18 protein-coding genes are annotated in these 23,730 nt (G+C 50.5%); 12 read left to right on the plus strand and 6 right to left on the minus strand.

The window, feature by feature from the left end; all coding sequences use genetic code 11:
- The first annotated feature begins 29 nt into the window (after nt 1–29).
- From B5D63_RS21075 to B5D63_RS21090, 3 genes are all read left to right on the plus strand, one after another.
- Nucleotides 30–506: a group II truncated hemoglobin gene (locus B5D63_RS21075; protein WP_078670818.1), complete on the plus strand. Its 477-nt coding sequence runs from the start codon at nt 30–32 to the stop codon at nt 504–506.
- A gap of 684 nt (nt 507–1,190) precedes the next feature.
- Nucleotides 1,191–2,714 carry a sulfatase family protein gene (locus tag B5D63_RS21085; protein WP_078670820.1) on the plus strand — a complete coding sequence of 508 codons (1,524 nt, stop codon included), beginning with the start codon at nt 1,191–1,193 and terminating at the stop codon, nt 2,712–2,714.
- Between the two features lie 72 nt (nt 2,715–2,786).
- Nucleotides 2,787–4,067, plus strand: coding sequence for a hypothetical protein (locus tag B5D63_RS21090; protein WP_078670821.1), 1,281 nt, complete (start codon nt 2,787–2,789; stop codon nt 4,065–4,067).
- On the opposite strand, the gene B5D63_RS21095 is transcribed toward B5D63_RS21090, so the two are convergent.
- Nucleotides 4,064–4,468: an Hpt domain-containing protein gene (locus tag B5D63_RS21095; RefSeq protein ID WP_078670822.1), complete on the minus strand. Its 405-nt coding sequence runs from the start codon at nt 4,466–4,468 to the stop codon at nt 4,064–4,066. The two genes, B5D63_RS21090 and B5D63_RS21095, sit on opposite strands and share 4 nt — an antisense overlap.
- A gap of 160 nt (nt 4,469–4,628) precedes the next feature.
- Here B5D63_RS21095 and B5D63_RS21100 point away from each other — a divergent pair, with 160 nt between their 5' ends.
- Complete coding sequence (locus B5D63_RS21100; protein ID WP_078670823.1) at nt 4,629–6,467, plus strand: ABC transporter ATP-binding protein; 1,839 nt, start codon at nt 4,629–4,631, stop codon at nt 6,465–6,467.
- Nucleotides 6,468–6,519: 52 nt separating this feature from the next.
- Nucleotides 6,520–7,644 (plus strand): glycosyltransferase family 2 protein, encoded by a 1,125-nt coding sequence (locus B5D63_RS21105; protein WP_078670824.1) that lies wholly within the window; start codon nt 6,520–6,522, stop codon nt 7,642–7,644.
- Here B5D63_RS21105 and B5D63_RS21110 read toward each other — a convergent pair.
- From B5D63_RS21110 to B5D63_RS21120, 3 genes are all read right to left on the minus strand, one after another.
- Nucleotides 7,600–8,394, minus strand: coding sequence for a glycosyltransferase family 2 protein (locus B5D63_RS21110; RefSeq protein WP_200817061.1), 795 nt, complete (start codon nt 8,392–8,394; stop codon nt 7,600–7,602). The two genes, B5D63_RS21105 and B5D63_RS21110, sit on opposite strands and share 45 nt — an antisense overlap.
- A gap of 489 nt (nt 8,395–8,883) precedes the next feature.
- Nucleotides 8,884–10,323, minus strand: a complete 1,440-nt coding sequence (locus tag B5D63_RS21115; protein ID WP_078670826.1) for a DNA/RNA non-specific endonuclease — start codon at nt 10,321–10,323, stop codon at nt 8,884–8,886.
- Between the two features lie 323 nt (nt 10,324–10,646).
- A complete protein-coding gene (locus B5D63_RS21120; RefSeq protein WP_143313020.1) occupies nt 10,647–11,063 on the minus strand; it encodes a hypothetical protein in 417 nt (138 codons plus the stop codon).
- A 194-nt stretch (nt 11,064–11,257) separates the two neighbouring features.
- Between B5D63_RS21120 and B5D63_RS21125 the strand changes: the two genes are divergently transcribed.
- Nucleotides 11,258–12,760: a succinate CoA transferase gene (locus B5D63_RS21125; RefSeq protein WP_078670828.1), complete on the plus strand. Its 1,503-nt coding sequence runs from the start codon at nt 11,258–11,260 to the stop codon at nt 12,758–12,760.
- Between the two features lie 77 nt (nt 12,761–12,837).
- On the opposite strand, the gene B5D63_RS21130 is transcribed toward B5D63_RS21125, so the two are convergent.
- Entirely contained in the window at nt 12,838–16,455 is a 3,618-nt protein-coding gene (locus tag B5D63_RS21130; protein ID WP_159456108.1) for a T9SS type B sorting domain-containing protein, read from the minus strand.
- Nucleotides 16,456–16,622: 167 nt separating this feature from the next.
- Here B5D63_RS21130 and B5D63_RS21135 point away from each other — a divergent pair, with 167 nt between their 5' ends.
- From B5D63_RS21135 to B5D63_RS21160, 6 genes are all read left to right on the plus strand, one after another.
- Nucleotides 16,623–17,861 carry a multidrug effflux MFS transporter gene (locus tag B5D63_RS21135; RefSeq protein ID WP_235021604.1) on the plus strand — a complete coding sequence of 413 codons (1,239 nt, stop codon included), beginning with the start codon at nt 16,623–16,625 and terminating at the stop codon, nt 17,859–17,861.
- 359 nt (nt 17,862–18,220) lie between these two features.
- On the plus strand, nt 18,221–19,228 hold the full coding sequence (locus B5D63_RS21140; protein ID WP_078670831.1) for a helix-turn-helix transcriptional regulator: 1,008 nt from the start codon (nt 18,221–18,223) through the stop codon (nt 19,226–19,228).
- Between the two features lie 138 nt (nt 19,229–19,366).
- Nucleotides 19,367–19,729, plus strand: coding sequence for a TfoX/Sxy family protein (locus tag B5D63_RS21145; protein WP_078670832.1), 363 nt, complete (start codon nt 19,367–19,369; stop codon nt 19,727–19,729).
- 76 nt (nt 19,730–19,805) lie between these two features.
- On the plus strand, nt 19,806–20,036 hold the full coding sequence (locus B5D63_RS21150) for a cation:proton antiporter domain-containing protein (RefSeq protein WP_262488167.1): 231 nt from the start codon (nt 19,806–19,808) through the stop codon (nt 20,034–20,036).
- A 153-nt stretch (nt 20,037–20,189) separates the two neighbouring features.
- Nucleotides 20,190–20,636, plus strand: coding sequence for an AAA family ATPase (locus tag B5D63_RS21155; protein ID WP_078670834.1), 447 nt, complete (start codon nt 20,190–20,192; stop codon nt 20,634–20,636).
- Complete coding sequence (locus B5D63_RS21160; protein WP_078670835.1) at nt 20,626–21,381, plus strand: tRNA(His) guanylyltransferase Thg1 family protein; 756 nt, start codon at nt 20,626–20,628, stop codon at nt 21,379–21,381. The genes B5D63_RS21155 and B5D63_RS21160 overlap by 11 nt, the downstream gene beginning before the upstream one ends.
- Before the next feature lie 73 nt (nt 21,382–21,454).
- Here B5D63_RS21160 and B5D63_RS21165 read toward each other — a convergent pair whose 3' ends face one another.
- Nucleotides 21,455–23,611, minus strand: a complete 2,157-nt coding sequence (locus B5D63_RS21165; RefSeq protein WP_235021606.1) for a glycoside hydrolase family 3 N-terminal domain-containing protein — start codon at nt 23,609–23,611, stop codon at nt 21,455–21,457.
- Between the last annotated feature and the right edge of the window lie 119 nt (nt 23,612–23,730).

Here is a 23,730-nt window from a genome sequence, read left to right on the forward strand (position 1 = left end):
TTGAAAGCAATTTTCACTAAATTAACAAGATGACAACCGATAAAAAAATCCCAACTTTATACGAATGGGCCGGTGGTATGCCGGTATTCGAAAAGCTGACAGATACTTTTTATAAAAAAGTGCTGAAAGACCCTTTGCTGGAACCAATTTTTAAGCACATGAGTCCGGAACACCAGCAACATGTGGCGCACTTTATCGCAGAAGTATTCGGCGGACCCAAAACTTACAGCGAGGGTGAAGGATCTCATTACCAGATGGTACAAAAACATCTTGGCAAACATCTCACCGAACAACACCGTCAAAGGTGGGTAGCGCTGCTGCTCGAAACAGCAGATGAGCTGGGATTACCGGCAGATCCCGAGTTCAGGTCGGCCGTTGTAGGATACCTCGAATGGGGTACGCGCATTGCCGTCATCAATTCCCGGGAGGAACAGCTGGAGATGGACAAAGAACAACCTATGCCCAGATGGGGATGGGGAGAAACCGGCGGGCCATATGTACCGTGATTTGTCATACGATTCTACAACCCAATTCCGATAAATACCAATCTAAATATTTGGGGTCTGCAGTTCTCGCGGGATAAGGCAATGAAGTCGGATAGTTCCTTTTTTAAAAATACATCCTAATCAGACAAATATTCCGGGAATCCGGTAGCATAATCCCATTCCGGTGTAGTATGTTATCCGTTACAAAACCCTCAAAATATTCTTTCACCTTATTAATCAGACAGGGCCTGAGTTCCTCAGGCCCTGTCTGATTAATACTAAAGATTCCCATTTATATTCATTTTTTCGTTTTACATCTCACATCTCACATCCATATTCCATGTACCAACAAAACCAACACCGTTAATATATACAACCAGAAACAACAAACCGCTGCTACGTATAGCCGTTTCGTTATCCTCAGATAACGCATGTCTTCCTGCGTACGCGCAAACTGTTCACTCTCCCTGAACACCCGCAGGGAAATTCTCTTGTGTGTTCTGATCACCCACCGGTTACGCAGCTTCTCCCCGCGCAATACGCAGTAAATACCTAATATTCCATAGATACAGCTTGTTGCTATGATAATTACCCCCTCCATCCATCCTAAAATATCGAATTTTTATAATATTACCTAGCAGTTTAAATAATAGATATCTTTATCCACCACCGTTCCTTTATAACCAGTTTATAACCAGAACAGATATGAAAACAATGAAACGCCTTTCCTGGCTGTTACTGGCCTTCATCAGCCAGACAGGTTTCAGCCAGCAGAAACAACCGAACATTATCTTTATCTTCTCAGATGACCATGCCTACCAGACGATCAGCGCCTATGGCAGTAAACTAACCCAGACACCCAATATAGACCGGATCGCCCGTCAGGGAGCACTGTTCCGGAATGCACTGGTAACCAACTCCATCTGCGGCCCCAGCCGCGCGACGCTGCTGACCGGCAAGTACAGTCACATCAATGGCTATACGCTGAATGAAAAGAAATTTAATGTCGGCCAGCAACTGTTTCCCAAACTGCTGCAACAGCACGGATACCAGACCGCATGGATCGGCAAATGGCATCTGGGCAACCTGCCAGAAGGATTCGACTTCTGGCGCATCCTCAACAACCAGGGACAATATTACAACCCTGACTTCATCGGTCCCCGCGATACCACCCGCGTAGAAGGTTACGTGACCAACCTGATCACGCAATTCTCGGTGGACTGGCTCAATCGCCGCGACACCTCCAAACCTTTCTTCCTCGTCGTGGGAGAAAAAGCGACCCACCGCGAATGGCTGCCCGACATCCAGGACCTCGGCGCCTACGACGATAAAACCTTCCCCCTGCCGGCCACGTTCCGCGACAGCTACAAGAACCGCATCGCCGCCCAGCACCAGGACATGACGATTGACAAAACCATGCGCCTGAAAGAAGACCTGAAAGTACACGCCAACTACGAAAAAGGCATCTACGGCCGGTTTACGCCCGAACAGAAAGCCGCGTTCAAAGCATATTATGAAGGAAAAGTCAGCAAAGAATTCGATGAGAAAAACCTGACCGGCGACGCGCTCGTGGAATGGAAATACCAACGTTACCTGAAAGACTACCTCTCTACCGCCCGCTCCCTCGACCGCAACATCGGCGAACTGCTCGATTACCTCGATAAAAACGGACTGGCAGAAAATACCGTCGTTATCTACGCCTCGGACCAGGGCTTCTACATGGGCGAACACGGCTGGTTCGATAAACGTTTTATGTACGAAGAGTCGCTCCGTACACCCTTTGTCATCAAATATCCCGGCGTAACCCAACCCGGTACCACCGTTAATCAGCTGATGCTTAACATCGACTGGGCACCTACTATCCTGCAGATGGCCGGCGTACCGGTGCCATCTGACATACAAGGCGCTTCGTTCCTGCCGCTGCTGCAAGCCAACAGCGACAAATCGAATTGGAGAAAAGCGGCTTACTACCACTATTACGAGTTCCCCGAACCACACCATGTATATCCTCATTTCGGCGTACGCACAGAACAGTATACGCTGGTACGCTTCTACGGCGCGGGCGACAGCTGGGAACTGTATGACCTGAAAAAAGATCCGCAACAGGTCAATAACATCTACGGTGGTAAAGGCACAGAAAAAATCACCGCAGCACTGAAATCCACCCTAAAAAAACTGATCCTTCAGTATAACGACCAGGAAGCCCTGAAAATACTGGAATCCCGCTAATACTTAGCCGGTCACGTAATGTAACGACATTGCGTGACTGGTTCCCTTCCCCGAAAACCCTATCTTCGGGTAATGAAGAATCCTCAGACCTGGCAGTTTAACATATTAGACTATAAACGAAGCTTATGGGGTGTGGCAGCCTGTGTGACCGGCTTTCTCGGTTCCTGCATACCTGCTTTATTACTGGAGTTGAGCATTGGGATAGTCATTGGCGTAGTGCTGGTGGTCATGTGTACCCTTTTCTTTTTTATGATGAAGTGGACATGGAGAAATGAAACCCTCACCCTTTATCATGATCGCATTGAGTCTGCCCTCTATGGTACCATCTACTTCACCGACATCCGGAAAATATCCCGCCCATGGGGCACTGACGCGCCGGGCGTCAAACTCCGGCTGCGAAAAAAGCGCGTTTCCTGGTATATGACCCGCAGCAGCCGCGCAGTGATACAGAATACACCCGAAGAAGTAGCCCTCTTCAAAGACTTCCTCCGTCACCTGGAAGCTGCCATGAACAAGCAGGAAGAAAAACAGTTTAAAACCAGTGTCGTCAAAACCGAAGAAGTCAGCCCATCTCCGGCCGAACAACTGAGCCAGATCAATAACCATCCGAATGATAACACCAGTCTCATTGTCGGCGGTACTTTTATCCTGCTGATCATGATGGTCGTGGCCATGTGCGCCACGCGCGGACGGAAGCCCGATTTCGCCCGTATGAAAGCCGCTTCACAGGAACGTTTCTACAGTAACAAACAAAAGCTGGACGAGCTGGTGGCGCAAAGAATGGAAAAAGAAGGCGGCGCTTTCCTTTATACTAACGATCACGCAGCTACGATAAAACTGCTACCCGATATAAATACCGGCAACCCGCTGAACATAGACCTGTTTCAATACACAGAAGCCAATAGGGATATGGAGGCTATTTTCGCCAATCCGGATTCCGCGCAGCTGTATATTTACGTTATCACCGGAGATTCCGCTGTCCGCAGGATGAGGTCTGACACCTCCTCCCGGCAGTTTTTCTTCCGCGCATACGATCCGCAACAACGTATCCGGCCGTTGGGAAAACCCTGGGGCGATACCACCGGGCAATACAACGATCCCGTATTGGATGTGAGCTGGAATGTACCGCTGACGGACACTTCCCACCTGCTGTATGCCATGGACAGGAGTATTCCCGGCATAAATATTATGCTCAGTCAGATCAGGCTACGCCCTACTTTTCGTTTCTATATGACCGGTAAAGTAAAACAAGGCATGAATGAACCGGCTTTCAGGGAAGCCGTGATCACGCTCAACAAACTGCTGCACCGTAACAAGGTAGACACGACCACTTTCAGGATCACGCGGCTTTAAAGGTCCCGCGACTGTAAAAAAGCCCGGAGCCGCTCCAGCTCCATCTGCACCGGTTGCATCGACAGCCCTACCCCTGTGCTGATCTCCCGGAACAGCTGCTGTATGGTGTCCGGGCTACCGGCCATACTACAGGATTCCAACCGCTCAGAAGCTGACTGGATCCGTGTGAGGCCTACAATAGCTGTAAATGCCCTCAGTTGATGCGCGTAGTATTTGACCTGCTCCCGGTTATTCTCCGCAATGGCATTGCCCAGTTGAGCTATCCGGGCGCCAATCTCCCGGAGAAACCCGTCGAACATATCAAAAGCATACGAAGGCTCATGCTGGTAAAGTCTTTGCAGATAGGCGACATCCAGCGCCTGGTGACGGAATTCGAAGGAAGTGGAAGATGCTTTTTCCATATGGGGTATTTTGGGGGAAGATGACTACTATAAAGATACCGATTTGGCCTTAATTTCTTTGACAATTCCGGGCAAAAGACTTAATTTTGCCCGCTGTGAGAGAAGCCGCATCAGCTTTGCTTTGATGCGGCTTTTTTATAGATAGTTATTATACAGTGATATGAAGACATACTTCCGACTTTTAGCTTTCGCCAAACCGATTAACAAGTTTGCTATTCCCTATATCCTCTGCACGTTGTTGTCTATTATTTTCAGCACACTGAACCTGGCGTTGCTGGCTCCCCTGCTGGCCACCATCTTCAGTAATGTAAAAGATATACCACCGAAACCCGAGAACTGGATAGACATCTTCGCCGTGTTCAACTATTACACCGCACTCATTTTTAACAAATATGGCGCCGTACAAACACTTCGCTTTGTCTGCGGCTGTATCGTGGCATCGGTGTTGCTCGGCAACCTGTTCCGCTACTTTGCTGAAAAAACCATGGAAAGCCTCCGTATCCATACCCTCCTGAATCTCAGAAGAGCTGTTTTCAATAATGTGATGGACCTCCACCTCGGTTACTTCAGCAACGAACGCAAAGGCGATATCATCTCCAAAATTGCGAGCGACGTTCAAACCGTACAATATTCCGTGACCGGCACCCTGCAGGTGATCTTCAAAGAACCGGTTACCCTCCTGTTTTACCTGGTGATGCTGTTCATCATCTCCTATAAACTGACGCTGGCCTCTATGCTGGTAATACCTGTTGCTGGTTTTATCATCTCCAAAATTGTTAAAAAGCTGAAAGAACATGCTGTGGAAGCCCATCGCACCTACGGCCTGATGATCAGTTACCTGGACGAGGCGCTGCACGGTATCCGTATCATCAAGGCTTTTAACGCGGTGAAGTTTACCACCGACCGCTTCAATAATGAAAATCTTCGCTACTCCAAAATCGGTCGCGCTATGGCCAGAAGGCAACAGCTGGCTTCACCGGTGTCTGAAACACTGGGCGTGATCATGGTGGCCGGTATCGTATTGTATGGCGGTACATTGGTACTGTCCAACCAGGGCGACCTCAGCGCTGCGGCTTTCATCGCCTATATCGCCCTGTTCTCCCAGGTAATGCGGCCCGCCAAAGCGATCTCCGCCTCTTTCAGCAGTATCCACTCCGGCGTGGCCGCCGGCGAACGCGTACTGGAACTGATCGATGAAAGACCCGCTATCGTGGATGCTCCCGACGCGGTGACCATCAACGGGTTCGAAAAAGAAATTGAATTCAGGAACGTGTCTTTTGCCTACGGCGAAAAAGCCATCCTCCGCAATATCAACCTGACGATTCCAAAAGGTAAAACAGTGGCGCTGGTAGGTCCTTCCGGCGGTGGTAAATCCACCATGATGGACCTCATCCCCCGCTTTATCCAGCCGCAGTCCGGCGAAATCCTCATCGATGGCCGCAATCTGCAACAGGTAACCATGGAGTCACTCCGTTCCCAGATCGGTATGGTGAACCAGGAATCTATCCTTTTCAACGACAGCATCTACAATAACATCGCTTTCGGTAAGCCCGACGCCTCCCCTGAAGCAGTGGAAGCTGCTGCCCGTATCGCCAACGCCCACGAATTCATCATGGGCACCGCAGAAGGTTATCAGACCAATATCGGTGACAAAGGCTCCCGGCTCTCCGGCGGACAAAGACAACGGCTCTGCATCGCCCGCGCCGTGCTCAATAATCCGCCCCTGATGCTGCTGGACGAAGCTACCTCCGCACTGGATACCGAATCCGAAAAAATGGTGCAGGATGCGCTCAATAACCTGATGAAGCACCGTACTTCCCTGGTTATCGCACACCGCCTCAGTACCATCCAGAATGCCGACCTCATCATCGTACTGGAAAACGGACAAATCGTGGAACAAGGCTCTCACCTCGAACTACTGGCTAATAACGGCCTCTACAAAAAACTCATCGACATGCAGACCTTCGCTTCCAATAAGGAAGAATCGGTAACAGAATAGATAGATTAGAAAGAATCTATATATCAATATAACTGTATGTATATTTACGGCCATGATTAAACCCGATGCGATCGATATTGTGGTGCCTTCGTTCCGCCTGACGGAAGCGCTGCTGCTGAATATTATCCGGTTGGAAAAACCCGCCGGCTTTGAGGTAAACACCTATATCGTGGCAGACAATCCCACTGCTGTCATTCCGGAAAAACTAAAGGAATTGCACCTGGCCGGCGAAATACACCTGCTGGTCAATGAAGTAAACCTGGGCTTCTCCGGCACACGCAATAAAGGCATACGGGCAGGACAAGCGAAATGGGTCCTCCTGCTGGATGACGATATCGTTCCGCAACCCGACCTCCTGAAAGCATACGCTGCAGCGATTGCCCAAAACGATCACGCACTGGGCTTTGCCGGGGTCACCTACTTCCCGGAAGCCATCAACGCCGCTACCCGCGCACTGGAGATAAACGGCTCCGTACATCATTTTAAACTGGCGCTGTATTATCCGGAGATCACCTGGGCGCCCACTACGAACATGATGATTAACCGGGAGAAGCTAAACCCGGCGCTGTTTGATACCAACCTGAAAGCAGGAGGGGAAGACGTAGACTTTTTTGTGCGCCACTGGCTGCAATTCAATGAAAAATACCAGTCTGTGCCCGGTGCCGCGGTGACACACCCCTGGCATGATAACGGCGCCATGCAGACCCGGCGGATGTTCCGCTACGGCATTGCTGCTAATCAACTGGCCCATAAGGAACCGGAAAAAAGATATACTTACCGCGATTTTACCAATACGCTGGAAACCCTGCTGCTGCTGCTGTTCCTCTTTCCGGCTGCCCTGTTCACAGGCACCCTCAATATATGGTTATGCCTGGTAGTAGCTGTTCCGCTGGCCGAATACCTGACCAACTGGTTCAAAGCGATCAGCATAGGCAAAACAGGTTCGCCGGCCGTAGCCTTTCAACTGATGTGGGTGAAAAATTGCTGGGAAGCGGGCTATCTGTACGATGCCATCATAGGCGGCCGCCCGGGCGGGTTCGCGAAAAGGATCGATATGGGCTTCGTCAAAGAAAATCCCGGCTCCTTCCGCACTAACCGGTGGAAGATCGTAAAAACCCTGTTGCTGGTGATATTAGTGGTGGTAGCCGTTTGTACAGTAGGTAATGCCTCTTTTTAACGTATCCAGGTAAACCCGGTAGTTGACATTCTCATGCACCCGGTCATTGAAGGGATGGTGCAGGTGATAACAAACAGCCTTCATCTTTACCTTTTTCTGGCTAAGGCCGGAGTTAATAAAACGGGCAGCCAGTTCAATATCTTCATGGCCCCACCCTTTCAATTCATTATTGTATCCGTTCACACGCAGGAAATCCTTTTTCCAAAACGCGCAGTTAGCACCTATAAGATTACGGGAACGCTTGCTTTTTTTGATCAGTAACGGCGCCAGAAACGGAATACGCAACGCATTAAACCTGTTTTTCACACCGCGGTCAAATGCTGTGACATTTTCAAATTCGCCGGAACGCAGAAAATAACGGGTTTTGTCTTCCGGCAACAACACACGGCTGCCACGGATATAATACCCTTCCTCCGCTTCACTGATGTGGTCTTTGATGAAGTTCTCGTGCAGCACGATATCACCGTCTATCTGAATAATATAATCAGACTCTGTTCCGGTAATAGCCTGGTTGATGATGATGGTCTTCCTGAAACCTTCATCCGGATGCCAGAAATGTTTTACCGGAATAGTAGTACTCCGCTTGAACGCATCAATAATATATCTGGTAGTGTCGCCTGACCCATCATCCGCGATAATCACCTCGTTCGGCAAAACAGTTTGCCGCAGCACACTCTCCAGAACAAGTTTTAACGCTTCTGGCCAATTGTAGGTAGTTACTAATAAGGCCACGGACATGCTATCACCCATATAATCTGAATCTTATATTATTTTTTAATTTTTTTTACCGCGCGACTGATACTTGTCTGGTATAACGCCTGCCATCTGCTGTTTATTACGGCTGCATTCCGCTTACCCGGCGGTTTTGGGCGCATGGATGCTGCTATCAGCGAAAATTGTAGGTCTTATGTCAGTCTCACATTCCGCTCGTCTCATTACAATACCAGTCATTCTCTATTGTAAGCTAACGAATTAAGGTCTTCATATGTTACACATACATTAATACAAAAGGTTAAATTCTTCAATAAAGCAAAAATAACTAATATGGATTGTATGACAATTAGCGTATTTTTTACATTTATTCTTCTACCACGAAAAAACTTTACGCTATTAAAAATATGTCAATTTTATGCAATTTATAATTAATTATTACAATGACATAATAATTTTTTGCCCTGTAAAGCCTACCACTTTCCCGCTACAAGAAAAGTTGTCTAAGCAACTTTCATGCTAACCTTGTCAGTCGCCGGTATCAATCTTCTTCACCAGCTCCTCCCTCACCGCAGCGGGCACATTGGACAACAGCTTATATCCCGTAGCTTTTTCTATCTCTTCGATAGAAGTAAGATAGGCTGACCATTTCGTGTTCACGTCATTGTTGTTGGGCGTATTCACGGCGATCACCCGCGTTTGCCGGGAAACCCGCTTTAAATCATTATTCCCCTCCGGCAACACCACAATCACCTTCCAGATCCTCGCCGGCACATTTACCCGGTTATTGCCAATCTTTTTAGACATGCCCTTGCTACCCTTTCCGCCACTGCCGTAACTACCCATGATCACATACACTTCATTACCACCTCTCACCAGCGAACGGGTATAGTTCTCCAGGTTGGACCATAAATGCTGGTTGTGATTAGGCGCCTGCGGAATCATATTGGTCATCAGAAAAGTGGCCTCATTGGCATCCCGCGTAGCGGTACGGTCACCTGATGGACAGTTATGTCCCCGGTCAAACCCGCTACCGTTATAGCTGAACCGGGAGACCTGGAACCAGCCTTCCGGCACATCAGCATCCGGCCGGAAGTCATTCCCCCTCGCCATACGCCCCAGGTCACCGGAAGCAATATGCCAGCTTACCCAGTTCGGTGTTCCGTTATCCCGGTTGTAAGACAAAGTATAATATCCCTTATCCATCAGATAGTTGTTGGCCATCACCACCGCAGCCGCTGCATTGCTGGGATTACCCAGCAACAGGTTGTCATCATCGCCCCGCACGGCTTCCGCTCCTTTCTCCGGCTTCACCGCAGGCATCTCCTTTCCACCTGCACTCACCCTGATCGCATCAAAATTGAGACGGCTTCCGTGCTTGTCCGTCTTCCGTATCCGGAACCGGACCGTGGCAGCAGTAGTGACCGTAAAAGTGGATGTCTGTAAACTGTTGGATGTTACCGCTACCGTATTGCCTACCCTGATAAAGCGCTGGCCACGGTTCACCGACGCCCATAACTCCCACGCACCAGCCTCATCTTTTCCATAAAGCGCATATTTCAGTGTAACCGTCACCGTGCCCTTCACCGCGATATCAAAATCCATGGTGGCCATCCCGTTATCACGAATACGCAATGCCTGCGCACCCGCTTTATGATCATCCTCCAGCCGGCCGGTCACAGCATCTTTAAACTCCCAGCTGCCGCTGGACAAATGCACACTTTCTGAATTGTAATTGGTCTTACTGCCTTTTTCAAAATCTTCCTGCAAGAGATACTTAGCAGTCTTCTTTTTGGAGTGCGATTTGGCAGCAGTCTTTGGCGGGGGCTCCTTTTCCTTTCTGCCGGCTATTTTCCTGGAGCAGGTAGTCACAGCAAACGTGACAAGTATCAGTATAACGGCTACGACTAAACTATTATTCGATTGCTTCTTCGTCTTCTTCTGAGTCTTCTTCTTTGGCTTTGGCATAGGGTCGCGAAGATAATAAAGAAGATGTTTTCACGCAAAGATATCCACGCAAAGGCGTCACGCAAAGACGTCACGCAAAGGCGTCACGCAAAGGCGCAAAGCAGCAAAGCGCGCAAAGAAAGAAAAGAGAGTAAAGAAGTAAAGAGAGTAAAGAAGTAAAGAGAGTAAAGAAGTAAAGAGAGTAAAGATGTAAATAAACACACGAAAGAACGTACAAATATGATCTACGCTCCTTTGCTCTCTTATTTATCTTGTAAAAAATCTTTGCGTGCTTTGCTGCTTTGCGCCTTTGCGTGACGCCTTTGCGTGACGCCTTTGCGTGACTAGTAGAACAACTGCGACAACACATTAGCGGCATCATTGGTCTTAGGCTTCAGTCCCAGGAATTTGGTGTACTGCGCAGCCGTCAACAACAGCTTGAGCCTGGAGAAAAGTCCTCCCTGAAGGCCGCTGAATTTGGAGGCGTAAGCGGCAGGGTTACGCTGTTGCAATGGCATAATACCTGCTTTCTGTTTCAGGAAACCAGTCACCAGATCAGTCACCTTTGGTTGCTGTGCTGCCGTAAGCCCCAGGGCCGGCGTCAGCTTCGACAGGATGCTGCTGGCCACTCCACCGTAATTGGCCAAAGGATTCTGCACAGTACCGGCCGTCTTTTTTGGCTGGTCCAGTATACTCTGCGCATGCACGGACGCAGCACTAAAAAAGCACACGCATAACATGGGGAGAAACACTTTTTTCATGTTGCAGGATGATTTAAATGATGGAATTGAAAGTGACAGCCTCTATACTATAAATATAACGATAAAAGCTGCGCTCCGGATTGGCCGGAACGAATAAAAATTTGTCCCGGATACACTAACCGGCCACCGGAAACCGTCCTAATATTGTATCCGCAAATCACAAGCAACATTTGCCTTTGCCACATACCTGCACCATGTACGAAGAACGTATCAAGAGAAGAGATTTACGACAGAAGATCACCAGCGCCGAACAAGCCGCTACCTTGTTTAAAGACCGGATGGTCGTAGCCTCCAGCGGTTTTACCAAGGCGGGCGACAGCAAAGCAGTATTAAAAGCACTGGCATCAACAACTCCTGCTACCCCGCTCAGCATAACGCTGCTCACAGGCGCCTCACTGGGACACGACACAGACGGGGCCCTGGCTGAAGCAGGTATTTTATACAAACGCATGCCGTTCCAGGTAGATCCTGCGTTACGCAAAAAAATCAACAGCGGCGAAGTACTCTTTACAGACCAGCACCTCGGTGAAAGCGCCACCCTCGTGGAAGAAAAAATCATCCCCCGACTGGACATCGCCGTGATTGAAGCCCTGCTGATTGAAGAAGACGGCAGCATCGTGCCCACCACTTCAGTGGGCAATTCTGCCACTTTTGCCGCCGCTGCCGACAGGATCATCGTGGAGATCAATCTCTCTGTGCCCCTTTCGCTATACGGCGTACACGATATTTTCTCCGCCGGTATATGGCCGGAAAAACAAATCATCCCTATCACAACAACAGGCGCACGCGTGGGACGGCCGTCTATCCCGGCAGACCCGGAAAAGATTGTGGCGGTGGTACTCACCACCACGACCGACAGCCCGGCCTCCATCAATGAAAGAGACGAAAAAACCACGGCCATCGCCGCCCATCTGCTGGATTTCTTTTCCCATGAAATCAGTAAAGGCCGTCTGCCGCAATCGCTCCGGCCACTACAATCCGGTATCGGCAAAGTAGCCAACGCTGTCATGGAAGGTTTTATGGACGGCGACTTCCATCACCTCACCATGTACTCGGAAGTAATACAGGACAGCGCTTTCAACCTGATCGACGCAGGGAAACTGGAAATGGCCTCCGCCTCTTCCATTACCGTTTCCCAGGCCTGCTACAACAGAGTATTCAGCAACTTTGAAAAATACAAACCTCATATCGTCCTTCGGCCGCAGGATATCAGCAACGCTGCGGAAGTCATACGCCGCCTCGGTGTCATCAGCATCAATACGGCCATCGAATGCGATATCTACGGCAACGTCAATTCCACTCACATCGGTGGCACTGCCATGATGAACGGTATCGGCGGCTCTAACGATTTTGCCCGCAACGCGTACCTGAGCATATTCGTAACACAGTCATCTTCCAAAGCCGGCGGTATTTCGCACATTGTTCCAATGGCTTCCCATATAGACAATACTGAACATGATGTCGACATTATAGTAACGGAGAACGGTCTGGCCGATTTACGGGGACTCGCGCCCCGGGAACGGGCAAGACTGATCATATCCAAATGCGCGCATGCCAGCTACAAAGACGAACTGAACAACTATTTTACCAACGCCTGCAGCCGCGGAGGCCATACGCCCCACCTGCTGCAGGAGGCCCTTAGCTGGCATAGCCGCTTTATCGAAAACGGGACCATGCTTAAAACTGTTCATGTATAGTGTGTGTGAAAGGATGAAAAAAAAGAAACCGGCTCTTCACTGGGAGCCGGTTTTCCTTTTTATAGCAAGACCTTCATTTACCGTATAAGCGTCACCGCGCCTTTAATCAGTTTCACCGTACCATCTATATATTCCACCGTGGCAAAATAAACATACGTGCCCATATCCGCCTTCTGCCCTTTTACCATCCCATCCCAACCATAGGCGCGGTCGTTGGCCGGCGTGTTCACCGCCTCGAACACCTTGTTGCCGGAACGGTTAAACACCGACAAATTCCTTACCTGCCGGATATCCCAGCTGCCAATCACATAGAAGAAATCATTCTGCCCGTCGCCATTGGGCGAAAAAGCATTCGGCATACTGATACCTGCATTGACAAACGTCTGTATTTGCACACTCGCGGTATCCGTGCACCAGTAATCATTCCGGGCCGTCACGATATAACGCATGGACGAGGTGGCGGCAGCCACCGGATACGGACAGGTCACACAGGAAAGGCCCGACTGCGGCGCCCAGGTATAGGCGGCGGCAGGTCCGCCGGTAACCGCAGTGCGCAACGGCACACTGGCCGGCCTCGGCAGCGATATCAGTACCGGCGTGGCTCGAATGGCAAACGGTTCATAACCTAACACACTCCGGTTATTGGTATAATCTGTTTCCTTCCACACAAAGCCGCTTTTGTCATTCACCATCGCCACCACTTCGGCCGTACCGGGCGCGCTGACCACATGAGAGAACTCCCGGCAGTCGCCCTCCTGTGCCACAGGCGTATAAAATAACGGCTCCAGTATTTTCGTACGTTCGTTACCGGGATCGCCATTATAAAAAGAGACCGGTATCTTCCGGAAGATACTGTCGTAGCCATTTGCCACACATACTTTAAACTTCAAGAGGATATGCTCGTTATCATAACAATGCGCTGATAACAAACTGACGGTCAGGTCCGGCGGCACAAGGTGTACATACTCCTCTCCTTTAAGCACACACCCGTAGCGGTTTGTCAGCGTTATCCCTATCCGGCTGCTGTCCAGCATCCGAACGGAAGGCGCGGGACAGTTGCTGCAATCCATCGTATAGGCGTCGCTGTTGTCCCAGCGGATAACAGCCGGATCAAAACCGGCCACTTCGTAATAAAAATGAAAAGGCGCCTTGCGGAATACCGTTGTGTCCCGGGGAAAAACCGTCAGTACCGGCGGCACATACCCCAGTGTATGCGTATTGTTGTTATAATCGGCTTCATTCAAACCCGTGGCGGGCGGGAAGGGCCGGTGGTCTTTGTTCACCACCGCCACCACCTGTCCGGTGGCCGTTTTCCGGAGATACTGCCCATAGCTGCTACAGGCTCCTGCAGAACCCATCGGTGTCAGGAAGGTGTTGCCCAGCTTTACGGCGGCGGGATCTCCCGGCGCACGGTCGTAAAAGTCAACCTGCAGGGTAGCGGGGATATTACCCGGAACATACGCGTTACACAGGGAAAAATCCACATGCAGACTATCACCACGGGAACAGGTTACTTTGTCCAGTTTTACTGTATAGTCATCTACCGGGGGAATATGCAGGGTAGCCATGGTATCGGCGTAACAGGCGTATTGCGTATAGCTGCGCACCTTCACGGTAGTCACGGTGTCTTTGCGATAGGGTGCGGTAAAAGTAGCGTTGATACAGGTGCTGCAATCCAGGTAGGGAGATGTTTCCCATACCGCGCTGACGATAGTCCCTCCCCTGGAAGAGGGTTTCAGCACCAGTTGCTGCTGTGGCGTGAGCGTATAGTCGCCCGGCGCAAGGGAGACATGAAAGCGGAAGCCTTTCTTAAAACTGAAGTTATTGCCGTAATTACTTTCTTCCACACCGGTATTGGGCAGGACTACAGGAAAAACAGTGCCGTTATCGTTCATCACTGTCACCAGCGTATCGATGCCTTCACGGCCGGCATCCACGATAGTGGTATATAGTACGGACACGCATTTACCGGGCAGGTCTGCGGGCAGCAGGAAAGGGGTGCCTAACCGTTTGCCTTTGCCCAGCCGCGGATCATCGTCATAAAAAGAGACGGGGGTATTTTTAGGGATGGTCTGGTATCCTTTGTTTTCGAAATAAAGTTTCACCCGCAGCTTGTTCTGCTGATAACATTCTACGCCCGACACGTACACCACGCCGTCGGCTGTGGGATCATCCACTACGATGGTCACCGGGTTCGTATAGTCTTCGCAGTGCCCGTCGGTAGCGTATAGGCGTACCTTATAGTTGCCGGGCGTATTAAATACATAGTCCAGCTGTTCATCCGTGCTCACCATTGTTTCGGCCATGCCTTTGTCGTTGCTGATCAGCCATTTCCAGGCGGTTGCGTTACGGGAACGGTTGGTAAACACCACATGATCAGTCTGAATGCCCAGTTTGGAAGCGATCTTGCGTTTATCGGGATAGAAGCGGGCCACTACGCCGCAGCTCACCGGCATGGCGTCCGTCGTGGAAGCCTGGCAGCCGGTCGCGTTATCGGTTACACGCAACGCCAGCTGGTAGGTTTTCTGTGTGGTGACCGGCAGCGCCAGGGTAACGCCCGTTCCCGCAGGTGCGCCGTCTACCAACCATTGTACAGACTGTCCCGCGGCTACAGTGGCGGTGAAGGTCACAACTTCCCCTACCACGGGATAGGCGATGTCGCGGGTGAAGGCGGCGGTCACCGTCCCGGCGCAGGGATCGTTGCAGACAGTGCTGGTCTGCATCAGCGGTAGCGCCGCGGCAATGAAGTTACGCATGCGCTCCGTTTGCCCCGGCGTGAAACCCAGGATACAGCCGGTGCCCTGGCCATAGTCCATGAAGTTGTCCGGCAGATCGGGCACGTCGACAGTGAAACCGGACAAGGTATCCGAGCTGCAGGAGTTCTGCGGGGCGTTGCAGGCGTAACCGCCGGTGATGGTTTTTTCAGGCGGAGTGTCACAGACCATGTCGCCATCGGTGAGACAATCGTTGTTTTTACAGTCACGTGCCGCGAAGGTATGCAGCAGGCTGAGATAGTGCCCCATCTCGTGGGCCAGTACGCCCACGCCCAGGCCGGCAACGACGATGTCACCACCGGCGCTGGCATAACCACCCATGGTCAGACGGCTCCATTTGCCGCAGCTGAAGTCCTGCATGTAGTCCGAGCGGATAGAGGATACTACCCAGATGTTAATATAACGGCTACGGTCCCACGCTCCCATGTCAGTCACTTCTCCCCCTTCCATGTCTACGTCAAAATCGTTCAGATAGGAGTGGCTGCGCAGGATACCGCTGGTACGCCCACCGTCCGGGGCGGTCCTGGCGAGGCAGAAACGGATTTTGGTATCGGTACGGCCGCCGGTAAACGCCCCGGTGGCGCTGTAAGCGTCATTCAGTTGCTGAAGGGCGTTGGCCACGTCCAGGTCCGTATAGGCGTTGGGGTCTTCGTTCAGGATATGCACCACTACCGGCAGGGTGATGATGGCAGGATCTGCCGACGGAGCACCCGGTACTGTTATGTAATGACGTTGCAACAAGGCGTGGTTGATGGCCTGTTCCCGTGCCAGAAAAGACGGGTCCTGCCGCCATTGCTGAAGTAGGAGGTCAGTGCCGCAGGGACGTACCGTTGCCGGCATTCCTTCCTGGGCATAGGCCAGGCAGGGCGCCAGCGCCAGCAACAAAGCAGCGGCCAGGCTTTTCCATATGAAAGTGCTCATCTCGACAATTATAAGACGCGCAAATATATATAAATTAATTATAATTAATTTATAACCGGTAGATATCATTTTCGTCTATGTCGTTATCAATATTATCATTCTACGAAGGGGATGCAGGTGTAAAATGGTTGTTCTACTTTTGCAGTTTGATACTAAACCGACAGATTGTGACACAAGAACATACCCGATCCGGCTATTTTTTCCTGATATTAATCCTGGGCGCATTGACGGCGTTAGCGCCTTTTTCCATAGACATGTACCTGCCGAGTTTCCCGGCGATCGCCAAAGATTTTGGCGTAGAGCAGGCCCGGGTAGGACTGTCCCTCTCCAGTTTCTTCATTGGTATTTCTGCCGGACAGCTGCTCTACGGGCCGCTGCTGGACCGTTTTGGCCGTAAAACGCCGCTGATACTGGGTCTGCTGGTATACATCGTGGCTTCCCTGGGCTGCGTATATGCGGGCACGTTGAACAGCCTCGTGATACTTCGTTTTATACAGGCGTTGGGCAGTTGTGCCGCCACGGTGGCTTCTGTGGCGATGGTGCGGGACCTGTTTCCCGTAAAGGAAAATGCGCGGGTGTTTGCCTTGCTGATGCTGGTAGTAGGCGCCTCTCCTATGCTGGCCCCTACCATTGGCGGTTATGCGGCGGCCGCATTCCACTGGCACGCGGTGTTTATCGTACTGGGCGCTATTGGTCTGCTGCTCCTGCTGGCTACTATCCTGTGGCTGCCGGAAAGTTACAAACCGGACACAACCCTGTCGCTCAAACCGGGCCCCATCATTCAGAGCTTCTGGACAGTGGCAACCACGCCGCAGTTCTATACATATGCTTTCACCGGCGCCATCGCTTTCTCCGGGCTGTTTGCCTACGTGTCCGGCTCACCGCAGGTGTTTATGGATGTGTATCACCTCGATGGCAAAACCTATGGCTGGATCTTCGCCGGTCTGTCCATCGGCTTCATCGGCTGCAGCCAGGTCAACAGCATCCTGCTCAAACGGTATGAAAGCAAACAGATCGTACCGGTAGCGCTCTCCCTGCAAGGCCTGATAGCTGTTGTGATGGCAGTCGGCGCATGGAACAACTGGCTCGGTCTCACCAGCCTGCTGGTGCTGCTGTTTTTCTTCCTTTGTTGCATGGGCTTCATCAATCCCAACACCGCCGCCTTGTGCCTCGCCCCATTTACCAAAAACGCGGGTACCGCTTCCGCGCTGATGGGCGCGCTGCAGATGGGGATCGGCGCACTTGCCGCAACCGTAGTCAGCCTTTACGATACACATAACGCCGTTCCGCTCGCCTTTACCATGTGTGGCTCCTCGCTGTTAGCGATAGCCGCCCTCTTCAGTGGCCGCCGGCAGATCAAAACGACCGTCGCCGCCGACAAGGGCAGCGCCGTATTGTCCCACTAGAAAAAATTATGCATCTCCTTGTATGCAGGGAGATGCATATACATCGTTTTCCCCGATCTTTGCACCAGGTAGAACAACTGTAGCCGTCAACCCAATCTCCGCCGGAAAAAAATTTCTCCGGATGAAAGAAAGATATTAATTTATCAATATATCTAAAGACTGGATAAATAGTCTTCTATTTTGTTTGAAAAAAACCCAATTTTGACATAGTACTTTTCTGCGTGATACACTGTTTTAAATAATGACAAAAGCAATATATCACTGGCACAAATAACCATTGACTTTTTAACTGACCTATTCCTGTCAATAAGGATTATGTATCGATCGATTTAGTTTAATCGCATTTATTCATTTAATTTATGGATGATCAAAATACTATCAAACCCATTCCGGAACGCAAAATACTCCTGATAGAACGAGATGACCAGTATTTTACCCCTTTGGAACTGATCCCTGACGATTTCAACGATACGGTAATACCCTTTGCCCGTCAGTACTTCAAACAGGACAACGATTGCGACATGTTCTGCCAGAACATTAAAGTGAGAGATTTTTCTATCTGGCATCATGAGGTGCTGGCGAAAAAGAATATCCTGCTCACACCTTATTCACCCCGCCACATCCTGGCGCTACATTTTAACCAGGCTGACGCCGTGGTGGCGAATATCCACGGGAGAGGCGACTTCAACATGGTAGGCCGGCAGATCTGCCTGTTCAACCTCCCGGAACAAATGCACACTGTTCCCGTGATTCCCGGTATACAGATCAGCAGTTTCCATATCAACATCATCCCCGGTTGTATGGGCGCCCTGGTACGGGAATTCCCCGAACTCAAAGGCCTGCTGTCGAAAAAAATTACAGACCAGAGCGAACCGCTCAACCAGCGCGACTGCACCACCAACATCGCCATCCAGCTGCTGCTGGATGTGATCAAGGAATGCCGGCTGATTGAAGATCAGGCCGAATGTATCCTGCGCCGCTGCTGTGTAGCGATCTTTAGCAACTACCTCTGCCAGGACGCCACTCCCGACGGTATCCAGCGCCCGGTAGACGACGACACGCTGATCAAGGTTTTTGGTTACCTGAAAGACAACGTACATCTGGAATCTCCCCTGATGCATACGGCCTTTCTCTTTAACCTGCCCAGCGTTGTGCTGGCAGGCGCCTTCGAAAATATGTTCTACATTCCGCTGGAAGACTTCGCATTTCAGCAGAAAATGCTGAAAGCCTATGAACGGCTGGTATATGAAAATATTTCTCTCTCCGACATCGCCCACAGCATCGGTCTGCCGGATGAAAACGTATTCACCATCGCATTTATCAACTATTTCCATTGCGATCCCGTATACATACGGAACGCCCAATGACCATGTCCTATTCATTTGTCCGCTGCTGCCTGAAAAAATACTTCAGGCGGCAGGCGGAATATCTCCTTTTTTCATGTGTTCCTTACCACTGTCTGAAGATTAACCTACCTTTAAGGACCAGACTAAAACCTTCCCCATATGGCTTTTGATGAAAAAATGGCGGACCGCGTAAGAGAACTGATAGCACCAGTTACCCACAGCGTGGAAGAAAAAAAGATGTTCGGTGGCCTCTGTTTTATGGTCGATGATAAAATGTGCGTTGGCGTAAAAGCAGACCAAATCATGCTGCGCATCGATCCTGAGCTCACCGACGGCGCATTGGAGGAAGAAGGTTGCACCCCTATGGTCCACGGCGGCAAAATAATGCCCGGATTTATTTTTGTAGACAACGCCGCACTACACACCCAAAAACAGCTGGCACACTGGGTGAACAGGGCCCTGGCATATAATAAGTTCGCAGCCCCATCTAAAAAGAAAAAGACCGCCGCTAAAAGAAAGTAGCTGTTCCGGGCCGCCAGTAGGGCGATTTACAAATGTTTTTCTATCTTTAGCGCCCCCCTATAGTGATAGCATTATCATTTTTAACACCATCCTCTTTGTAATGATCGGCCTGCAGATCGTGCTCATGCCATTCCTAAAAAACTACTGGCTCACCGGCCTCTTCGCCGTGGCTTTCGTTTTGGTGGCCAGGGCCATGAGCATCTACCTCCCTTCATCACTGCTGAAAAAATCATTGAAAACAACCTACAAAGGCATTACTATATTGGTATGGGCCGGACTTAGTGGGGGCAACAGGATGGCCGTATAAACGGTTGTAAAAAAGAAGATGGCATTTCAGCCCAGTTTGAAACGCCGTCTTCTTTTTGCATATAGGCACGATCACTTGTTCTACCTGCCTGCTTTCCAGCCTGCCTCTGAAATGGAATGAATTTTTTCCGTTCTTTTCCCTATTTTCCCTCCCATGGAGACAATTATTTTCTGCGGGATACAGGCTACAGGGAAATCAACATTTTATCAGCAACATTTTTTCCATTCCCATCTGCGTATCTCGCTTGACCTTCTTAAATCAAGATACCGGGAAGACCTCTTCCTCAAAGCGTGTTATAAAAGCCAACTGCCGTTCGTAGTAGATAACACCAATCCTGGGAAAGTGGACCGTCTGAAATATATACAACTGGCGAAACAACATAAATTCAGGTCCATCGGCTATTATTTCCAATCACACATAGAAGATGCATTGCAAAGAAACAGCCGGCGCAGTGGAAAAACCTGTATCCCTGAAATTGGCATCAGAGGTACTTTCAAGCGCCTGGAGCCCCCTTCTCCTGATGAAGGTTTCGATGAGCTGTATTATGTAACAATTAACGACAACAGTTTTGTGATAAAACCTTGGGGTTATGAAATTTGAGGAACTCGACAAAAAGATACGGATCTATGAATCGGCCAACGACATGGTCGTTTTACCGGGAATGTATATAGTAGCCCGTGTGGACGGCCGTGGTTTTACCCGGCTGACAAAAGAAATACATCCTTTTGAAGCCCCCTTTGATGAACGGTTCCGGGACTATATGACAGAAACCGTAAAGCACCTGATGAACACAGGGTTTAATATCGTCTACGGGTATACACAAAGTGATGAAATTTCCCTTCTGTTTCATCCAGATGAAACAGCCTTTTCCCGCAAACATCGAAAATACATCTCTATCCTCGCCGGAGAGGCTAGCGCCAGGTTCTCCATGTTACTGGGTAGTGTGGCCACTTTTGATTGCCGTTTGTCTGAGTTACCCAACAAGCAACTGGTGAGCGATTACTTCCGCTGGCGCCATGAAGATGCACACCGGAATTCCCTCAGCGCTCACTGTTACTGGCGCCTGAGAAAAGAAGGGCTTTCCGTCAAAGCGGCCACTGAAAAGATTGAACGACTAAGCAATGCTGATAAGAATGAGCTGCTGTTCCGTTACAATATTAACTTCAACGACCTGCCTTCCTGGCAGAAAAGAGGTATCGGTGTGTATTGGCGCGAAGTGGAAAAAAAGGGCTTAAATCCTGTACAGGAGCGCGTTGTTACCACAAAACGAAGAATCCTGCATACTGAATATGAGCTGCCCATGAAAGATGAGTACAACGATTTTGTCCTGCAACGGATTCCTTAGTAACGCCTGTTAGTACAGAAGTTCAACAGCGCGTGCCTCTCAGCTTTACAACCCAGGGAACACGCGCTGTCTTTTATTTTATAACAACGTTGCGCGTCAGCTTAAACTCGGTGGACGATGATCCGATATGTACACCGTAAGTTCCTTTATATAACTTCCAGCGCTGCTGCTGCAGGTCCCACTTCTGCAATTCAGTCATGGGTATCTCCAGCGTTACAGCTTCCGTTCCGCCTTGTTTTACATGCACCCGCTTAAATGCTTTCAGCTCTTTCAGCGGCATCCGCTCCTGGTTGGGATAAGTGATATACGCCTGCAGCACCTCATCACCATCCATACTGCCGGTATTACGTACGTGGACGGTCATACGAATAGTGTCATTCGCTTTATAACCCGCTGCCGGCGGTTGTTGCCAGTCATAAGCAAAGGTGGTATAGCTCAGGCCAAAACCGAAAGGATAAGCCACCTTACCGGCAAAATAACGGTAAGTGCGGTTTTTCATGCTGTAGTCCTTGTAATCCGGCAGGTCTTTAAGCGACCTGTAAAAGGTGACCGGGAGGCGCCCTGCGGGCGAATACTTTCCGAAGATGATATCCGCGAGTGCATTCCCCCCTTGTTCTCCAGGGTACCACGCGAAGATGATCGCGTCGGCATATGGTTCAATGGCGGAAACATCTACTGCGCTGCCGGCCGTTACCACGGCAATGATCGGCTTTTTATGCGCCGCCCTTAGTTTCTGCATAAAAACCACTTGCGAACGGGGAAGGCTCAACGAATTTTTATCTCCTCCCGAGGCAGACAGGAAAGCATCTCCCTCTTCTCCTTCCAACAGCGGCGTCAGTCCTATTACGGCAACGGTCACATCGCAGTTCTGGGAAGCCCAGATACCACCGAAATGCAGCGTATCGGTAAAGTCACATCCCTGGTCGTATTGCAGTGCCATTCCCGGTCCGGCGGCTTTACCAAGGCCGGCGGTAAACGTCACCATATTGCCGGACACGCCGTGATAGTTGCCCATCAGCGCTTCCAGCGAAGCGGAGTTGGAACCGGTGACCAGCATGGAAGCGTACTTGTCGGCCCGCAGCGGCAATACGCCGTTGTTTTTCAGCAGCACCATGCTCTCCCTGGCGGCCTGCAATGCCAGTGCCGTATGCCAGGCGTTGTTAACACTGTCGGCCCCGTAACCGCTGTAACGGCTGGTCTCCGGCGCGTCGTACAGCCCAAGCTTCATTTGGGTACGCAAACTGGCGCTCAGCGCACTGTCCACCTCCGCTGGTTTCAGCCAGCCTTTATCGATCGCTTTTAAAACATCGTCCTGTAAGATATTGGCGCAATCCAGGTTAACACCGGCTTTGATAGCCGCGGCAGCCACCTCTTCGCGCGTAGGAATAGCCTTATGGCGCAACCAGATGTCATCCAACGCCCAGCAGTCGGTCACCACCTGTCCGCCAAATTTCCATTCCTTCCGCAGGATGTCCTGCAACAGCGTGTTACCGGTGCAGCATGGCTGACTGTTTACCCGGTTGTAGGCGCACATGATGGACTCCACATGACCGTCCACCATTTTCTTAAAAGCATACAGGTAAGTCTCCCGCAGGTCTTTTTCGTCCACGATAGCATTAAAGCTGTGACGGTCCGCTTCCGGTCCGCTATGCACCGCAAAATGTTTGGCACAGGCGGCCGTCTTCAGCGCTCCCTGCTCGTCGCCTTGTAAGCCCTGTACAAAGGCGCCGGCCATAACACCCGTCAGATAAGGGTCTTCCCCGTAAGTCTCCTGGCCCCGGCCCCAGCGGGGATCGCGGAAGATATTGATATTGGGCGTCCAGAAATTGAGGCCCATATATTGCACATGGCGTCCGGCAGCCACCGCCAGGTTGTACTTGGCGCGTGCTTCCGTGGAAATGGAGGCTGCCACCTCCTTTGCCAATGGCGCATTAAAAGAAGCCGACAGGCCCACCGCCTGCGGAAACACGGTAGCCTCACCGCCACGGGCGATACCGTGCAGCGCTTCATTCCACCAGTTATAGGCAGGGATGTGCAACCGTTCAATAGCGGGACTGTTATATCCCAGCAGTGAAATTTTTTCGGATAACGTCAACGTATGCAGCAGATCGTTCACACGCTGGTCCGTCGGCGCGCCTGCCTTCCGGAACAGTGGCTGTTCCTGTGCATACAAAGTTCCCACCGGTAGCAGCGCCATCGCATATGCCAGCAGTTTTCTTTTTTTCAACATGCTAAAAGCCTTAAATTGTATATGAAATTAATTCCCGTCGTACACCGCAAGTTATCGTGTTTATATTGTAAATAAAACGGGCACCGGCGGTTTGTTCAGTAAGAATCAGCAATTAATAA

Origin of the sequence: Chitinophaga eiseniae (assembly GCF_900167135.1) — a bacterium.
GTDB classification, from domain to species: domain Bacteria; phylum Bacteroidota; class Bacteroidia; order Chitinophagales; family Chitinophagaceae; genus Chitinophaga; species Chitinophaga eiseniae.